Source organism: Ruminococcus sp. Marseille-P328 (genome assembly GCF_964249465.1).
Classification (GTDB): Bacteria; Bacillota; Clostridia; order Lachnospirales; family Lachnospiraceae; genus Blautia_A; species Blautia_A faecis.
Map to the genome: position 1 here is coordinate 172157 of NZ_CAXUBQ010000004.1, position 17815 is coordinate 189971.

17 protein-coding genes and 2 pseudogenes are annotated in these 17815 nt (G+C 41.4%); all 19 read right to left on the reverse strand.

Annotated elements, in window-relative coordinates:
• The 19 genes and pseudogenes from ACESTK_RS04725 to ACESTK_RS04815 all read right to left on the reverse strand — a co-directional run bounded on the left by ACESTK_RS04725 (position 1) and on the right by ACESTK_RS04815 (position 17795).
• Positions 1-4032 carry a YodL domain-containing protein gene (locus tag ACESTK_RS04725; RefSeq protein WP_373118912.1) on the reverse strand — a complete coding sequence of 1344 codons (4032 nt, stop codon included), beginning with the start codon at positions 4030-4032 and terminating at the stop codon, positions 1-3.
• Between the two features lie 202 nt (positions 4033-4234).
• Positions 4235-4912 (reverse strand): annotated as a pseudogene (locus ACESTK_RS04730) (DNA topoisomerase); the annotation flags it as partial.
• A gap of 41 nt (positions 4913-4953) precedes the next feature.
• Complete coding sequence (locus ACESTK_RS04735; protein WP_005335835.1) at positions 4954-5151, reverse strand: hypothetical protein; 198 nt, start codon at positions 5149-5151, stop codon at positions 4954-4956.
• Positions 5152-5398: 247 nt separating this feature from the next.
• The gene (locus tag ACESTK_RS04740; RefSeq protein WP_373118915.1) at positions 5399-6775 is read right to left on the reverse strand and encodes a VapE domain-containing protein; all 1377 of its coding nucleotides are present in this window, start codon (positions 6773-6775) and stop codon (positions 5399-5401) included.
• A complete protein-coding gene (locus tag ACESTK_RS04745) occupies positions 6687-7325 on the reverse strand; it encodes a CHC2 zinc finger domain-containing protein (RefSeq protein ID WP_215707314.1) in 639 nt (212 codons plus the stop codon). The genes ACESTK_RS04740 and ACESTK_RS04745 overlap by 89 nt, the downstream gene beginning before the upstream one ends.
• Positions 7326-7477: 152 nt before the next feature.
• Positions 7478-7915 (reverse strand): hypothetical protein, encoded by a 438-nt coding sequence (locus ACESTK_RS04750; protein WP_118322795.1) that lies wholly within the window; start codon positions 7913-7915, stop codon positions 7478-7480.
• Positions 7916-7954: 39 nt separating this feature from the next.
• Positions 7955-8251 (reverse strand): hypothetical protein, encoded by a 297-nt coding sequence (locus ACESTK_RS04755; protein WP_118359631.1) that lies wholly within the window; start codon positions 8249-8251, stop codon positions 7955-7957.
• 188 nt (positions 8252-8439) lie between these two features.
• A complete protein-coding gene (locus tag ACESTK_RS04760) occupies positions 8440-8889 on the reverse strand; it encodes a hypothetical protein (protein WP_373118918.1) in 450 nt (149 codons plus the stop codon).
• A 152-nt stretch (positions 8890-9041) separates the two neighbouring features.
• Positions 9042-10031: a DUF6560 family protein gene (locus ACESTK_RS04765; RefSeq protein ID WP_117962072.1), complete on the reverse strand. Its 990-nt coding sequence runs from the start codon at positions 10029-10031 to the stop codon at positions 9042-9044.
• A 356-nt stretch (positions 10032-10387) separates the two neighbouring features.
• A complete protein-coding gene (locus ACESTK_RS04770) occupies positions 10388-11923 on the reverse strand; it encodes a serine/arginine repetitive matrix protein 2 (protein WP_181985437.1) in 1536 nt (511 codons plus the stop codon).
• 181 nt (positions 11924-12104) lie between these two features.
• Entirely contained in the window at positions 12105-12488 is a 384-nt protein-coding gene (locus ACESTK_RS04775; protein ID WP_003021642.1) for a hypothetical protein, read from the reverse strand.
• A 61-nt stretch (positions 12489-12549) separates the two neighbouring features.
• Positions 12550-13119 carry a DUF6560 family protein gene (locus ACESTK_RS04780; protein ID WP_039960226.1) on the reverse strand — a complete coding sequence of 190 codons (570 nt, stop codon included), beginning with the start codon at positions 13117-13119 and terminating at the stop codon, positions 12550-12552.
• 366 nt (positions 13120-13485) lie between these two features.
• Positions 13486-13932: a hypothetical protein gene (locus tag ACESTK_RS04785; protein ID WP_003023134.1), complete on the reverse strand. Its 447-nt coding sequence runs from the start codon at positions 13930-13932 to the stop codon at positions 13486-13488.
• Positions 13933-13960: 28 nt separating this feature from the next.
• Positions 13961-14341, reverse strand: coding sequence for a hypothetical protein (locus tag ACESTK_RS04790; RefSeq protein WP_003023131.1), 381 nt, complete (start codon positions 14339-14341; stop codon positions 13961-13963).
• Positions 14342-14630: 289 nt separating this feature from the next.
• Entirely contained in the window at positions 14631-15380 is a 750-nt protein-coding gene (locus tag ACESTK_RS04795) for a hypothetical protein (RefSeq protein ID WP_008371563.1), read from the reverse strand.
• Positions 15381-15666: 286 nt separating this feature from the next.
• Positions 15667-16235, reverse strand: a pseudogene (locus tag ACESTK_RS04800) (DUF6560 family protein).
• 334 nt (positions 16236-16569) lie between these two features.
• The gene (locus ACESTK_RS04805; RefSeq protein ID WP_003023125.1) at positions 16570-17046 is read right to left on the reverse strand and encodes a hypothetical protein; all 477 of its coding nucleotides are present in this window, start codon (positions 17044-17046) and stop codon (positions 16570-16572) included.
• A gap of 214 nt (positions 17047-17260) precedes the next feature.
• Positions 17261-17569 (reverse strand): molecular chaperone, encoded by a 309-nt coding sequence (locus ACESTK_RS04810; RefSeq protein ID WP_071143748.1) that lies wholly within the window; start codon positions 17567-17569, stop codon positions 17261-17263.
• Positions 17547-17795, reverse strand: a complete 249-nt coding sequence (locus ACESTK_RS04815) for a hypothetical protein (RefSeq protein WP_003023122.1) — start codon at positions 17793-17795, stop codon at positions 17547-17549. The genes ACESTK_RS04810 and ACESTK_RS04815 overlap by 23 nt, the downstream gene beginning before the upstream one ends.
• Positions 17796-17815: the final 20 nt, after the last annotated feature.

A 17815-nucleotide genomic window follows, 5' to 3' on the forward strand; every position in this document is an offset into this window, starting at 1 on the left:
TCAGCTCCTTTCTAAGTCCTGCGACTTGCTTTTTTGTGGTTTCTTCTGTGCCTTTTCCTTATCTGCTTTGAGTTGCGCCCGGATAGAGGGCTTCTTTTCCGGCTTTGCTGTCTTTCCCTGTTCCTTGTCGGCTTTGATAGCGTCGGCAAGGTCAACAAGGGAGATAACCTCGCCCGCCTTTGCTTTCTGCTCCAGAGCGTCCACGGTCGGCGTCTGCGGCGTGTTGTTGATGATACCGTCAAAGTTATTGTCGTTCTGCTCGATAGTGTCCTCGATATGTTTTAACGGGTTAGCTTTTTCCGGCTGTTCGGCGGCAACGGCAAACGCCCGCGTACTGTTTCCCATAATCAGATATTTCCCGTCGTCGGATTGATGATGAAGTCCATACCCGGCTTCTTTCATCTGTTCAACGCTCATATCCGATACATAAAAACTGCCGCGCGGCGTTCTAATCTGTTTCCCGGTCAAATGCTCGTCGGGGATAAGCTGCGACTGCTTCTCCTGCAAAAATTCCGGCACATTCCGAAAACTGCCGCTGTCTACATAGTGGGCGGTATTTTCGCCGTTCTGATGAAGCACCACAATATCGGAAACGGAAAGGCTGTGTCCCTTAAAATCTTTCGGGTGGTCGATATTGAACTTTTCCCAAATGCTGTTAAGGGTAACGTCTGCCGTAAGGGGCGCGGTATAGATAAGCTCATAATTCGCCCGGTCTACGGTGTGTCCCGTCGCCTGCAGGCGGTCGTAAGGCTCAAAGTACAAGTCCCTTGTGGCGTCGCCGCGGGCTAACTGATAAATCCCGTAGCTGTCCTCCTTGCCGTAGAGTAAAAGGGCTTCCTTTGTCGGCACACTTTCCCGTAGCTGCTGCTTCATGGCGTTGTATTCATGCAGGGCTTCCCAAGTTTCCTTTTCTACACCGAACAAGCCGCCTTTTTCTGCGTGTTCCTGTAAATCGGTCAGACTGGTAACGGCTCCCTCGGTGCCGTCCTCATAGATACGGAAAACCTCGATACCGTCCTGTGTAAACAAACGCTCGGCGGCTTCCTGTTTCAGCGGAAACATACCGTCCCAAGAATAGCCGTAGTCCTGCATTTCCTTTACGCTGATAGTGGCGTCGGGTACGGGGATTTCCGGCTTCTCCTGCGGCGGCGCGTCCTGCGTCACTTCCTGTACCTCGGAAGTCTGCGCCTGTTCCTGCGTCTTTTGCAGCTCTGCGATATGTTCATCAATGCTGTTGATGATTTCCGCTGCGGTGCTGCGGATTGTTTCAAGAGAGCTTTTCAGTTCAGCAAGCTCCCGTCCGGCACTCCACCCGGCAACATACCCAAAGGAATAATCAGAGGTATCAAGCCCGTAATGCTGGCACACGGTATAGGCGATACTTTCTGCCTGTACCTCACGGGTGCGGCGGTCGGGTCTGTTCTCCAAGTCCTCTAAAGGGGCGTTTAGGTCAATGTCGTGCAGCTTCGCATGGGCGATTTCATGGATAAGTGTCTTTAAGGTTTGCAGCTCGCTCATGCCCTCATCAAGGGCAATACGCTTGTCCTCCAAGTGGTAGTAACCATGTGCGCCGCCCTCGATTTTTTCAAAGCCGACAGGAACAGGAGAAGTCTTTTCAAGGGCAGCGAAAACCTCCTTGTAATGCTCCACGTCCCCGGTCAGCATATTTACGGCAATATCGGGGATTTCCCTGCCCTCGGTCTGCGATACGTCAAAGACCGATACCACCTTAAAGGCGGGGATTGTGATTTCCTTTTCCTCGGTTACGGGCTTTCCGTCTTTGCCGATAATGGCTTTCTGTGTCTGCGGGTCGATTTTCTCCATTTCTTTTTTAATCTTGAACGGCGACGGGGCAAGGATTTTGATACCCTTTTGTCCTTTCATCACGTTTCGTCCAAAGTTATTTTTCCATGCGGAAAATCCGGCGATAAGGGAAGCGTCGGGCTTTTGCATGGCGATCAGCAGCGTATTGTTAAAGCTGTAATTATGAAACTTTGACATGACGCGCAGATATTCCTTGTAACGCTCGCTGTCGAACAGTTCCGTAATGCCTTGCTCCAAGCGGTCGGTTATCTCTTTGAGCTTTTCGGCGGGCTTCTCGGAAGTTAAGACAATGGGGATAACCGGGCGCGGCTCCTGCGGCGTTGCTTCGGGAACAGTCGCCTGTACTGCCGGGGCTGCGTCCAGTTCGACGGTTGGCTGCGGGTAGCTCATAATGCGGTAGTCCTCCGGCACATCGCGCCCCTCAAAGTGCTGCTCCCATGCGTCGCCGCTTTCCACAAGGTAGCCGTATTCCGTAAAGCTGCCTTTTTCCTGTGCGGCGGCGTTTCGTCCAAAGGCGATAAGGTCAATGCTGTTTTTCCATTCAGCGGGCATTTGCACCATGCCGGATTTGTTAAGGTAATAATCGCCCAATTCGCGGAGATTATGTACTTCGGGGATATGCACGAAAAAGTCCTCGTTATAGGTAAAGTCAATGAGCTGCCCGATATTCTCAAAACCATTCCTGCGCTGCGTGGCGGCGTTCAGCGCGGTAATCCCGGAAGCGTCAAGGGTTTCCAGTCGTGCCGCAAGGAAATTCAGCTCGTCCACCTGTGCCGCGCATACCATGTCATACGGCAGGGCAATGTGTCTGTCCTCCCGGTCAGAGTAGCCGTGAATGAAAAATTCCTGCGGATTGTCTGCGGTAATGCCGACGCTTTGCATGGCTTCGTGAAGTTCTTCCTTTGTGGCGGGCATGGATAACCAGCAGCCGCCCGGTTCTCCCGTTTCAAAACGGGTGCGGCTGTCAATAAGGATTGCAAACTGTTCCGTATCCTGTCCCGGTTCGGTTCTCGGTGCAGCGGCGGGAATGTCGGCAGCGGGCTGCTTGATTTCCTCGCCCTCTACGGTATAGCCCGGTAAGAGCTGCCCGTTTACCTTAAACTGCTCCGCGTATTCCTGCGGGATAGCCGGGGAGATTTCCGTAAAGAGCTTTTCATACGCCTTGATACGCCCATTCAGATATTTTTCCATAGCTGCCCGGTCAGCAAATACCTTTCTGTCCTGTCCGGCGATTTTCGCCTGTCCGTATCCGTGGGGGCTGTTGGTGTAGACGTTCCAAGACAGCGTATAGGAATACGGGATAGACTTCTGTGCTGCCTTGTCGTAACGGGTATTTTCGTAAACATGGTAGCTCATTTTATATACCCGGTTGCTGATGGTGTGGCGGTCGTTGTCCTCGTCCTGCCACTTGTTCGCCGTATGCTTCACTTCGGGTATTCTCGCATACTCAATCGCCTTGTCAAATAGCAGGGTCTTTCCCGCCTGTTCCTCCCATGCGGAAGCCTGTACTTTTAGATTTTCAAATACGGTCTGCTCCGCAGCCGCGCTTTCCTCCCGCAGCTTCATAAGCTCGGCAAGGGGTAAGGCGGTCAGCGGGGAAATATCCGCGTCTTTCGTTTCAAAATAGATACCGCGCTCAATCTTCATCTTGTCGGCGGCGTCCAGTCTGTCGCGGTCGTATGAGGAATAACCTGTTTTCCATTCGTCCATTTGCTCGCTCCTTTCTTTTTCAATCATGCGGTGCATAAGCTCGTAGTCCTCAATGCTCATGCTTCCGTCAAATACATAAGGGTCAAAATCTTCCCCGTCCCGGTAGGGCTTTTCGGAAAAGGGAAGCCCCGCTGCATGGGCGGCGGCTCTTGCTTCCTCGATAACCTCCGGGGGAAGCCTGTCGTCATGCGCCCCGATAAAACCGTCAAGGTCGTTCATGCTGTTTTCATAGTGATAGCGCACTCCGGCGGTCAACTCGTCAAGGCTCATATTCTCGCCTAAATGCCCGCAGTAGTAGCCGTTTAGAATAACGGCGGTGGGGTCAGCCGCTTTGATTTCTTCTAACCGGCTCCTGTCAAACGGTTCTAAAGTACCGTCCACTTCAAGATGAAACAGCTCGGCGTTCCATGAACGTCCCTCTTTCCAAAATGCTACCCATGCAATACCGTCCCTAAGTTCCTCTTGATAGTCCTTTACGCTGTCGCGCAAACTTGCCATGTGTAAAACCTCCTTTCGCGTATGGCAGCGCGGACGCTGCGTTTGTGGTTACATAGTCCCACTACGGTGCGCCCGCATTTCTGCCAAAGATTTTTGAGGATTTTTAGAGGGTTTGGGAAACTTCCCAACAAGCAAAATCCCCGCCAAGCTCTACATGAGTGGCAGGGATTTTACGGAAGTGGGTACCCGCTTCCTATGCTTGCTATTCAAGTTCTTTGTTCTTTGAAATGGTTACTTTGTAATTCACATATTTACCGCCCGTGTCGGCTAAAAGTACCGTTCCGTCGTAGGTTTTGCCCGTTTTCGGAGAGTACAGTTTTTTAACTGTTGCCTTGCCGGATTTAAGAAGTGCTGCGGCAATCTTCGGGGTAAAGGCGGTTTTTCGTTCCTCAAAGAAGCGGTCATTTTTCCACATGGTAAAGCCGCACTCTTTGTTGGAACAGTAGTAGTTTTTCTTTCCCTCATAGACCAGGGACTTGCAGCGGGGACACTTCCCAAGCTCTGTTTTTTCTGTCTTGAAAAGCTCTTGTTTCTCACCCAACACGGAAGCATAGGTTTTTACAAGCTCCTGCGTCATTGCTTCGATACCCTGCATGAAAGCGGCAGGGTCAGCGTTACCCTTTGCAATCTGCGTCAGATTGTTTTCCCATGCAGCCGTAAGCTGCGGAGAAGTTAAGCTGTCCGGCAGGACGCACACAAGGTTTGTGCCGTCTTTGGTAGGAAGTAGCTGCTTGCCCTTGCGCTCGATAAAGCCGCCTTTTACTAACTTTTCAATGACAGCGGCGCGGGTAGCGGGCGTCCCAAGCCCCCGGCGTTCTGCGTCCGGGTCGGTGTCCTCATTCCCAGCGCGTTCCATAGCAGAAAGTAAGGACGCTTCTGAAAGCTTTTGTCAAGGGGGTGCGTGGATATTTTTTATATTGCTTACGCAGATTCTCTCTCTGCTTCTGCCTGAATAATGCGTTTCAATCTGTCCTCAGCAGTCAAACCGCTACTATGGTCAAAAAACACTTTGACTTTATAATTTGTTTTGCCTTGCTTAATCACAAAAACTCCATCCGGTTTGTTTTTCTCCGAATGGTTATTTGGGGTGGGTAGTGTACTGTTCACAATATTTGTCATACGATATTCCTCCTTGAATGAAAAAGCCCGACAAGGAAAGGTCTGACAACGAAGTTCCGACAACGGACATCAGAAAACCTTTTTTCTTTATCGGGCGATACTATCTTTTTACTATTTCCTTTTTCTTTATAATATTGGTTGTCATGGTTGTCAGAGAGGGAAAAGTGCCGCAATATCAAGGCTTTCGGGATTTTCGCCCGACAACCAGACCGACAACCGGCTCGACAACCGAAGCGACAACGGACTTTTATTTCTGCTTTAACCATTCTTCCGGAAGCCCTAACTGTTCCATTTCCTCTGTCGGGATTTCCTGAAAACCATCCATGCTGTTGTCAGGCTCGTTGTCGTTCCTGATACGCTCCCAGCCCTTTTGTCGGCGGTAAGGCTCTGGAAAGTACCTCGGATTGCTGAACGCCCTCCAGCCTGTGACAGCGTTATTCATAATGTCGTTGATCTCTCGCAGTTCCCATTGTTTCGGTTCGTCATAATCATGCCCCAATGCTTCTTTGTAAAGCTGTTTGGAACAGACTATGCTGCCGGAATAGCGTTCCAGATAGTCTAAAATCTGTCCTGCCTTTGTGTCCTCCGGCATAAAGTCCTTTTGGTGGGCTTTCAGATAAGCGTTCATAGCCGGACTGAATCTCAGACGGAAATTGCCGCTTCTGTAAATCTCCATAGCCTCTGCCCACATCTGATTGATATACTCTCTGGAAGCCTGCTCGTCTGCCAAAATATGAACCTCAGCCCTTTCAGGATAGACCATAACCGGAACGAAGCGGCGGTTGCCTGTTCGGTCGAGGGGAAGAAAGTCAAGGGTATTGGAAGAACCTCCAAACACACATTGTCGTTTTCTGTCTGCCGGATGTGTTTCATACGGTATCTTATAGGTTTCCTTTTGGCGGCTCAGAAAGGATTTGATTTCTTCAATGCTCTTAGCGTTGGCGGTTGCAATCATTTCCGACATTTCAATAATCCAATGCCCCTGCATTTTGCGGTACACATTTTCATCCTCCAGCTTCTTCAAGTCATCAGAAAACCAATCATCATTGACCGCAAGCAAACGGAAGAAAGAGGACTTTCCGGCTCCCTGACCGCCTACAAGACAGAGCATTACCTCAAATTTGCACCCCGGCTTAAAGGCTCGTGAGATAGCACCCAACAGAAACAACTTCAATGCTTCATAGGTGTAATCATCTGTATCAGAACCGAGAAAGCGGTGCAGACAGAAGCGTATGCGTTCCGTTCCGTCCCAGTGTAGGGCATTGAGAAAATCGCAGACAGGGTGGTAACGGTTTTCATTGGCAATAACCGCAACTGCGTCTATAATTTTCTTCTCTACGGTCAATCCATAGTTTTCTTCAAAATATAGGAGCAGATATTTCACATCTACATCCGTCAATGTCGGGCTGTCACGATACCAGCCGAGGGGCTTCACAATGTCGATTCTTTCGGTCAGAAGATTTTTTCGGATAGCCCCTTTCAAAAGTGGGTCATATTGCAGAACACGCTTATAATTTGCGGCAGTATTATAAACCTTACCTTTCTCGCTCTGCTCTAAGCTGTTTCGGATTTCTTCTACTGTGCATGGTTCTGTCTGCTGACAGTTCTGCAATTCGCTGTTCAAGTTTCAACACCTCCTTTCTCTGTTCTGCCACAAGTGCTTTTCGTTCCTCCAATGAACCATACAGAAGAATATCAAGCAGATATTCGATATAGTTCTTCTTATACAGTGCTTCTGCAAACAGAGGATTCCATTCCTCATCCGGCTGTTTAGGAGCGTATTTCTTTTCCCATTCTCTAAGAAGATGAAAATAATCCGTCAGCACCTTGTAGCAATGATTTTCTCCTTTTTGATACTTCTGTTCCGGTGTCGGCTCACGAATACGAGGGCGGACACTGGGCTTTTGTCGGCTGTCATAGTTAAGACCAAAATCTTCAGCAAGTTTGACAGCAGCTTCCCTCAGCCCGATACCGAATAGCTTCGCTGTGAGATCAACAGCGTCTCCGGTCACTCCGCAGCCAAAACAGTAATAGCGTTCATCCAGCTTCATACTGGGGGACTTATCCAAGTGAAACGGACAGCACGCCATACCTGTGCGACCCACTTTCAAGCCATAGGCTTCTGCGGCTTGTCGGGCAGTAACATTTTCTTTTACAACTTCAAATACATTCATGTGACTCCTTTCCTGAAACGAAAAAAGCACCTGTCATTTTCAAAACGAAAACAGCAAGTGCCTTAGAGTTCCATATTCAATTTTGGGTGCAAAAGAAGCAGGAGACCTTTTCAGATTTCCTGCTTCTTCTAAATGATAATTATTTCGTCTAATTAGTGAAAATCGGGAATTTCCTCACAAAATTCCTCGTTATAATAAGGCACGCCATCTTTGATACCCATAGTGATTTTTGAATCTAAATCCAAATAGTATCCCTCATACTGATAATCTGCCACTTCTTCTGATTCCTCTATCAATTTCTTCAGAGTTTCAGCAGCTTGCAAACTCTCAGCATTGTTCAGACCACCAATCGCCGGTCCGCTGCTTCCCTCATACACTTCCAAGTAAATTTTTTCAGAAGACTCCGACTCAACAAATAGAATATAAGAGTAAGCGTCTTCAAAATTCTGTGTTTCATAATTGGGTTCTCCAAATAATGCACGCAGTCTGCCATAGGCGATTACAGGTTCTAAATCTAAGTTTGTAAGATTGCTGCTGTTTTCCGGTATACTTGTCAGGCTTGTGTCTTTCTTGAAATCAGATATTGTCATAGCATTTTCTCCTCGTATGGTAACTTCCAATTAACCTAATCATCTCGATTTTTCTCTCGAAATAATTGCTCCATATTTGGTATGTGGCAAAAATTCAACTTCTAAAAAATCGTTTTCATCAATGTATTCTGAAAAAACCGTAATTTCAAATACTTTTCCTGTATCTTCATCCTTTACAAAAATGCTTCTACGTTCATGAGAAACATCCGCACCACCATGACTTTGTTCAATAGTATAGCCTTTAATGTAAAAATATTCTTTATTAATTATGTACGGAATATCAAAAATAATTTTCATTATATATACTAAAATAAAAATTACCGTTATTAATAACATTAAATTAGCACCTCTAAGTAATTTAATATCATTTCTACCGTTATATTTATATTGCTCTACAACACTTTTTTTCTTAAAAAAAAGTGCAAATAAAAACTTTTTTTTTTATACAATACACTATATAACATAATACTGCTATTCCAAACAATATCCCTCTTATTTCAAGTCTAAAAATACTAAATTCCATTTTATGCCTCCCCACAACCAAATAATTCTGTTTTTATATAATCATATATCTCTCCTGCTACTCCATCTCCTATCGATTCAACTAATTGTGCAATATATCCTTTTAATAATGTTTTAAGATGCATTGCACCTGTCCCATTAATAAGCCTTGTTATTCCTCCTGCAAAAATTGCTTGATAGTTATTTCTTCCTGCATTTAATCCTTTTATTTTTATTTTTGATCCTATACCGCCTAAGATACCTCCTAAAATCAAATCTTCAAGTACATCCAAGCCGATTTGTTCTATTCCCCTTTTATTTGTTCCTGTCATCGTTTCAAGACTTTCCCCAACTAATGTTGATGTTCCACTTGAAATCCCTCCAATAATAAAGGGCTTTGATAAAAAATTTAGTATCTTTTCAGAAGCGCCTATAGTTGTACCTACTTTTCCTATAGCTGAAGGTGCTCCCAAAATTCCACCTAATGCACCACCAAATGCTGAACCAATATACGTTTCAATACTGGAAAATTGTACCAGTAAGAGATCTGGTGTTCTCCGCTTTCCTTTTTTATCCGAATAAGTACTGCTTCTTCTTTATCCTAATCTTCCACATTATTTATCAATCACATTACAGATATTTTTTCATCCTTTAATCTCATTAGCAAAACTTCTACATTTTCATTATATCTGTCTATTTTTATTGGTTTTTCTCCTTTTACATAAATAATTATGTACTCCTTTTCTATTATACTTTTGTGTTGCTCAACCTTTGTAATCTCTTTAAATTCAACTGTCCGCATTTTCTTTAGAAAATCTTTCTTATAAAGTTTGTCTTGTACTTCCAGTTGATCATACCAATAGACACCGCTGTAATAAAGCAACAGTAAATCTATCACTCCCAGCAACAGATACATCCAAATTTTCCCATCTCGAGTCAAAAATAATACAATTGTAAAAAAAGTATAAATGCAGAAACCTATGATAGGCAATATTTTCCGGATAATCATTGGCTCTACTATGCAGTGCTCTTTCGTAGATGGAATCAATTCTTCTTCATCTATCCCCCTTTTTTTCAAAATAATTAGTAAATCATAAACATCTCCTTCTGCATCCATTTCATACTGGAATATCTTTTTCTCCCCTTGATAAAAGCGATATTGATTTCTTCTCTTTCCTACGCATCTTGTAATATCTTCAATTCTATATTTCCTTGTAATTCCTAATGCAGAACGGTAGATAATCTCTTGTGTGTCATATTCTATCTTCCATATGTATCCATATAATGTCAGAACAATTCCTAATACTGTAAATCCTATAGATACCAACAAACAAATCAACATAAAATAACAATTTTCTATCTGTTGTACAAATTCCCATTTGAAGATCTGACTTAAAATAAAAGCAATAGTTGTACAACCAAAAAATATTCCGCATGGTAATCCTACTTTCAAGATGCTGGGTGCTGTAATTATATATTTTTTTGTCTGCTTTCTGGATTTCTGCTTTTTTGTTACCTCAACGTCTTTCTGTTCCTTATATTTTTTCATAGCGTATTCAGCTATTCTTATGGATAAAAGAATGCTGATTACTAGTACAAGTTCTTTAATATTCATAGCTGGTCTCCTATCCCATTACTCCACAAATTTCTAACGTTTCTTCACCATCTTTATCGACCTTAATATTGTTGCTTAATATCGACATTATCCAATCATCACTGTTTTCTATTGGCAAAAAATCTTTTAACATATCTTTAATATATCCGATACATTGTTCCCTAATGCACAACCGCTTAAGCACAGTGAAACAAGTAACATCAATGTTAATAGTTTTTTCATGATAGCTGTTACCTCTTTAAGATTTTCAAATAGTGTATCTCCATTATACTTCATCAACCTAAAGAATGGAAGATAATTTCTTGCTCCCTAAAGCAAAAGCACCTGTCATTTTCAAAGTGAAAACAGCAAGTGCCTTAAAGTTCCATATCCTGTTTTTTGCTTTTCGCCGGAATTGTCCGGCTGACTTCACGCTCTGCCATTTCCTTCTTCTTGCGGCTCAACTGCTCTATAATGGAACTTTTGGCTTTCTTCTTGATTTGCTCCGTTCCGGCTTTTTTGACCTCCGGTTTCATCAGCGTAGTTTGGATTTTCTGAATAGTTGATTTCATAGCATTTGTGATTCTGGCAATCACGCCATCCAATCGTTTCACTGCATACTCAACTTCTTTCTTTGAAGCCTTACGCTCAGGGGAGAGAACCCACGCCTTAGACTGCTCCACCAGCTTAATATCCTCCTTGTGCGTTTCCAGTTTTACAGTATCAGCAACGACCTCAACCGCCTTGTCATAGGCAATATCGGCAACCTCATCCACCAGAGCTTCCACATCCTCAATCTTCATCGTGAGTTCTTCCAGCTTTTGCTCCTGTGCTGACAGTTGCTCCTTTTGCTTGAAAAGGATATAATCCTGTTTTTCCAGATAAGCACGACCACCATATTCCGGTTCTTCTTCCAGTTGTAAGCCATGCTTTTTCGCCACATCAAACAGCAGCACTCGGCAAGCTGAATCGAAAGTCATCTTGCGGTTATTTTTTCTTCCGACAGGCTTCTCCGGTTCCGGCAGTTCAAACCCCAGTGCTTCCAAAGCCTTTTCCTGCTGTGGGGCAATCTCCCCATATTGATTTTCACAGTCGAACACATGACGCTCGTGAATATGAGGGGTGCTTTCATCCAAGTGCAGCGCCCAATTCAGGATATGGACATGAGAGCCGAAACGCTCATTTACGATTTCCATAAATTCTGTGACGATCTCAATGAGCAATTCCGGCGGAACATGATTATCAAGCGTTCCAATCTGATAGACCGTTTCCTCTGGACAGGTCTTTTTGCTTTTGAGCAAATCTCCGGTTTCCTTATTCCTTTCAGGGTGTCTGTTCTTCACATTTCTTTCGTTCTGTCCTGTCACAAAATCACGATACCGCTGATGATAAAAAAGCTGTTCCACATCTTCAAAAGTGGCAGACAGCTCATTTTCCTTTTCGGGATTTTTGAAATTGCGGAAGCCATTGTAACAGTCCCAATAGAGATTTTGTTTGGCTCGTTCTTCATCAATGTGTTCGCTGTTGGCAATGTCAAAACTGCGGTCATTGTGCTTCGGATTATAAACGCCATTCTTTCCGGCTCGTCCATTGTGTCTTGTTAATTTCACATGAGTTCCTCCTTTTCTTTTTGATTTCCCCGACAGGGGAGAAGGGCAGCGAAGCTGATTCCTTGCGGCTTTCTGCGTCAAGTAATACCCAGTACTAAGTGGCGAAACGCCACTTAACTGGGCAAGGCTGCCGCCCTTGACCTGCACAGGGATATTGCATTCCCTGTACCCATGCACAAAGGGTTGCACCCTCCGTACTCCCGCCCGAACAAACTGACTTCGCCCCGTCCCAAGCTCCGTCAGTTCCTTCGGTTTTACAAAACAGTCCACCGGACTATTTTGCAAAAAGAAAAACCGACGCATGATCGCTTTACGCTCAATACATCGGTTTCTTCATCTGACCTTAACGTTCATATTCAGTTGTGGCAGATTACGGATAATCTGCAAATGGATAAACAAAAACGACCAACTATGTAGCTGATCGTCCTTGCGTGGTTGCCTTAAAAAGTAGTTGATAAACACCCTACTCTTGAAAAGCTCGTTGTCATTTACATCTATTATTTTTGAATAGAAAAATTCCTTTATAGATGATAAAAGGAATTGAACCGATTACTCCAGCAAGTGTATAAATCGGGAAAGTAACAAATCCAATTATAATTTTAGGTGCGATAGGAGTTAGCCATTTCTTAACTAAACCACTATAAAAAATCAAACCTGTTGGTATTCCAGCAAAAAGCAATCCAAAAGAAAGAATACTTCTTGTAAATCCTAATGGTTCAGGAACAGACATATTTTGACTTGTCCAAAACGCAATGTACTCAGGGTCACTAAGTTGATTCATTTGATTAAGTGCTACAAAATAACCAAGTACACAACCAATAATTAAAAATAAACATATAAGCAATATTTGTTTCAACTCTTTTTTCATATTTCATCTTCCTTTACGGTCATATTCAGTTGTCTAACATCGTACTGTTATAAAATCTATGTCATTTACGATTTTTCTTATGCTGATTTGCCCAGTAAGATTTTACAGGGATTCTTCTTCTTTTTATGTCCTCCATAAATTCTTCTTTGTCAATATTACTATCAATGGTAAATAATTTTTCTCCATTTACATATACACGCATAGAACCTTTCCTTCTCTCGCAATAGGTAATATCTTCAAAGTGAAAAGTTCTCTTTCTGCCAAAAGTTGAACGCCATGTGATTTCATCTTCATCCACTTCCAGTTTCCACATAATCATATTCAATGAGCCTATAAAAAACACAACAAATGCAATGCCAAATACCAAGGGAGGAAATATATCATCCTGTTGGATAGCACTTGCTACAGTACAACCTCCTGTAAATAAAATTCCAAAAACAAATATAATAGTCAATGTTTTCTCTGTTTTTATTGTATAATGCGTTCTAATTATTCCCTTTTTCTGTTCTTCCTCTCGTTCTTTAGCTCTCTTTTGTTGAAGATTTACAAGATATTTCAAAAGAAGAAGTACAACTAAATAGGGGCCTATTTGTGTAATTATATTCAAACACATTCGTAAAAAATCATTCATTTTTTGCCCCCCATAGTTCCAGCTATATAAAAATGATTGTTTGAAATCGAGTATTAAAAACCTCAATTTTTCATATCTCATTATACTTCATCAACTTAAAGAATGGAAGAAAAAATTTTGTGTACAGAGTTCCTGTTCAAGCCTTGTAACGCACATTTCTGCAAAATCCATAGTCCCCGATACTTTCCTCACGGGTGATATACAGTCGGAATTCTGTCAGCTCATGAAATAAGAAAAACCGACGCATGATCGCTTTACGCTCAATACATCGGTTTCTTCATCTGACCTTGACGGTCATATTCAGTTGTGGCAGATTACAGGTAATCTACAAATTTCCCAAAACAAAATAGGATATTTATTTTTATTCTATTCAACTACATACCCATATTCTGTGTGTGGTAAATACCTTACAGTTATCTTATCTCCTAAATCGCTACCTGTTCCCCAATATTTTAATGAATGTTCTTCTCCAGTTTTCTCATCTCTAATATGTATTCTTCTTTCACTATTAGAGTTTTCTCCTGACATTGCACCTTGTGTAACTTCTCCGGTAACTTCAACTAAATTGTTAGATAGTAAATAAGGTATATCCAAGCAACAAGGAACAGTTATAAATATACCGAGAATCAATAACCCAACAACTGCCATCACATTGATTATTTTTTCCCATTTTTGATATTTTATTTTTTCTTCTTCATTGACAGCCTTTCGTTTTATAAACTTCCCATTTTTCTTTCTATGCAAAACATACATAATTAAGACTATAAATGATACTATAATCACTCCAAAAGTTCTAAACATCAATAATGCCATAAATTTGTACTCCTTTCAAAGCGACACGCTATTTATTAACAGCTTTATCAGCTAATCTTTTATCTCCCCATGGCGTTTTCAGCATAGGCTCATTATCAATAATTCCTGCTCTTAAAATTTCAAGGGGTTTTTCTAATTGTAAGATGTTTTTATTATCTATAATAATAGCAGTTTGAAATTCCTCAAAACTTTCAAAAACTCTGTCTTGAAATATAAAAGATATATTTTCTTTACATTCCTCTGCGTTAGCAGGTAAAACACAGGAACCCATCACATATTTTTTCTCATTATAGGAAAACTCAATAAGAGTAAAAGCCATATCATTATCATAATCAGACTTGATAATTTCCATTAGATCTTTTGCTTCAATAATGAGCGTTGGCTTTTCATTTTTCTTAAAACCAAACATGAATAACACCTCCAAGAATTAACTTTATCTTATTTTTCATTATACTTCATCAACTTAACGAATGGAAGAAAAAATTTGTGTGCAGAGTTCCTGTTCAAGCCTTGTAACGCGCATTTATGCAAAATCCATAGTCCCCGATACTTTCCTCACGGGTGATATACAGTCGGAATTCTGTCAGCTCATGAAATAAGAAAAACCGACGCATGATCGCTTTACGCTCAATACATCGGTTTCTTCATCTGACCTTGACGGTCATATTCAGTTGTGGCAGATTAGCCAATTTGAAAAATTACTCTGGCACATCTACTGAGTAGCTCAGACAATCGCCTCTTTTATTGCTTTTCAAATCGTTATAATACCACATATACATCGTTCTACCATATTCTTCATATTCTATAATCCCATCTGGCTTTTGACCTTCTACTTCTAATGAGTAAATTTCTTTATCATGTGCATAGCCAAAAACGAATCTGGTATCCGGATAATTTGGATTTAAGTCTTGTTGAATATCACTTATTGTTAAAGATAAATGGATAAATTTTTTGAAGTCTCCCCCATAAGTGGTATCTGGTGTAGTGGTAGCTGGTGTAGCATTTACAAACGCATATTGTGTACTTTCATTTTCTATCTTTTTTTTGCAGCGTGCAATCACAAAACCTTGAACGGGATCGTTATCACTTCCTGCCCGATAGAAAATAGTATCATACTGTTTGCCATTCCATATATGCAATATTTCATCAACATGATTAAGAAAATCTTCTGGAACAGAAAATTCTTCATTTTCAGCATTCAAAGGAGAATTCAAAATAGCTTCTTCGACAGAACTATAATATATGAGTTCAGAATCCTTTTTATCGTAATCACTCAAATTGAATTCGACATATGCATTGTCTTTATTGTCATCTTCCGGAACATAAGTATAACGACCATTTTCAATATGGTCATCATAATCAACAAACAGTCCAATACATATCAGCGCTGCAAAAATCAAAAAAACTATTCCTACAATGATTAGCAATATTTTCAAAAATTTTTTCATACAAAAGTCCACCTTCTTGCTTCATTTCAGTAAATTATATCATACCGATATGAACAATTCAATTCACGCTCTATCAAGTAGTTTTTTACTTACCTATAACGCACATTTCCGCAAAATCCATAGTCTCCGATACTTTCCTCACAGGCGATATACAGTCGGAATTCTGTCAGCTCATGAAATAAGAAAAACCGACGCATGATCGCTTTACGCTCAATACATCGGTTTCTTCATCTGACCTTGACGGTCATATTCAGTTGTCTAACATCGTACTGTTATAAAATCTATGTCATTTACGATTTTTCTTATGCTGATTTGCCCAGTAAGATTTTACAGGGATTCTTCTTCTTTTTATGTCCTCCATAAATTCTTCTTTATCGATATTACTATCAATGGTAAATAGCTTTTCCCCATTTACATATACACGCACAGAACCTTTTTTTCTCTCGCAGTAGGTAATATCCCCAAAACGAAAAGTTCTCTTTTTTCCAAAAGTTGACCGCCATGTGATTTCATCTCCGTTCACTTCCAGTTTCCACATTACCATATTGACTATTCCGCTTATGCCTACTAAAAAAATATTCCAAATATACAAATGACAAACATATCTTCTTTTTCCCTAAGACTCATAGCCGTACAACAAGCAAAAAATATTGTACCTACGATAAATGCCACGACAAGGAATTTCTCTGTTTTTATTATATAATGCGTCCTTATTATTCCCTTTTTCTGTTCTTCCTCTCGTTCTTTAGCTCTCTTTTGTTGAAGATTTACAAGATATTTCAAAAGAAGAAGTACAACTAAATAGGGGCCTATTTGTGTAATTATATTCAAACACATTCGTAAAAAATCATTCATTTTTTGCCCTCCATAGTTCCAGCTATATAAAAATGATTGTTTGAAATCGAGTATTAAAAACCTCAATTTTTCATATCTCATTATACTTCATCAACTTAAAGAATGGAAGAAAAAATTTTGTGTACAGAGTTCCTGTTCAAGCCTTGTAACGCACATTTCCGCAAACCCCATAGTCCCCGATACTTTCCTCACGGGTGATATACAGTCGGAATTCTGTCAGCTCATGAAATAAGAAAAACCGACGCATGATCGCTTTACGCTCAATACATCAGTTTCTTCATCTGACCTTAACGGTCATATTCAGTTGTGGCAGATTACAGGTAATCTACAAAAATTATTTTTTCCATATAACTTCACCACAATGCGGACACTTTTTGGGAATGATTAAATTGCTATTTTCATATTGAATTAAAGATATTTTCTTATTCTTGCGGTCACAAATATCTTTAACTTCTTTATTTACAAGACTACCTCCTTCTTCTCCTAAATATCCCAAAGTAGTCTTATACCATGGAAATTTTCCTTTACATACAGGGCATTTCCATAAAAACAGGAAAATGTATTCAAAAAAGAAAGACACCAACCACATCAAAAAGGTTAAGAAAAATATGACTAAGCAAACAAGTCTAATATAATTAGGCAACACTCCTTTTATAGGCAACATTTCTTTTAGGAAAACCGCAATCCCCCCTATAGCAAGTGATGGCACACAAATATATGGCAAAATACGAAATATTTTTTTATTCACTATACTTATCTTGTTTAATGAAGAAATATTTTTATATACAAATTCTACCTTACTTTTTTCCATATATACTGCCTCCCGAAAAGCTCACTTCTAAAATTATCTTTTGTCTATTATACTTCATCAGCCTAAAGAATGGAAGAAAAAATTTTGTGTACAGAGTTCCTGTTCAAACCTTGTAACGCACATTTCCGTAAAATTTATAGTCTCCGATACTTTCCTCACAGGCGATAGGCAACGGTCAAAACATCAGGTTTGCACCTGACATTTTAACCGCATATCAGCCCTGATTATCACAGTATCCCTGCTGGCTGTTCAGCCCATGCTTTTTCGCATATTCACTGGCTTTCTGTCTGCGTTCCTCGCTGTAAGGCGGCAGGAAGCGGATAGACAGACGGGACTTTGCCAGCACATAAGAAACACCGCCTTGAACATTGGATTTTTCCAGTCGGCAAAGGTCAGGGTACTTCTTAGCAAAAGCAGCCAACCTCTTTTTCAATCCGGCGTTGTGGGTGTAGATATTTGCCTTGTCCTCGCCCTCATTAAAGAGAACGATTGTTTCTTTCTCAATCTTCGTCAGTCTCGTCATAGCAGCCCTCCCTACGGTTTTTCAACACCCTCAGCCTGCGGTAAAAGCAACGATACCACCTTTCAACACCCTCAGCACTCAGCTTGACGGAAAGCATATAAAACAGCTTCTTCGCCACCGGATCGGGTGCAAGGGCAGCCACCATACGCAAACGCTCGACAGTTGCTTTCAGGTTCGGACAGCCAAAGGCATAAAGGGCTTCCATTTCATTCCGGTTCATCTTCATTGTGTTTTCCTCCTTAAAGT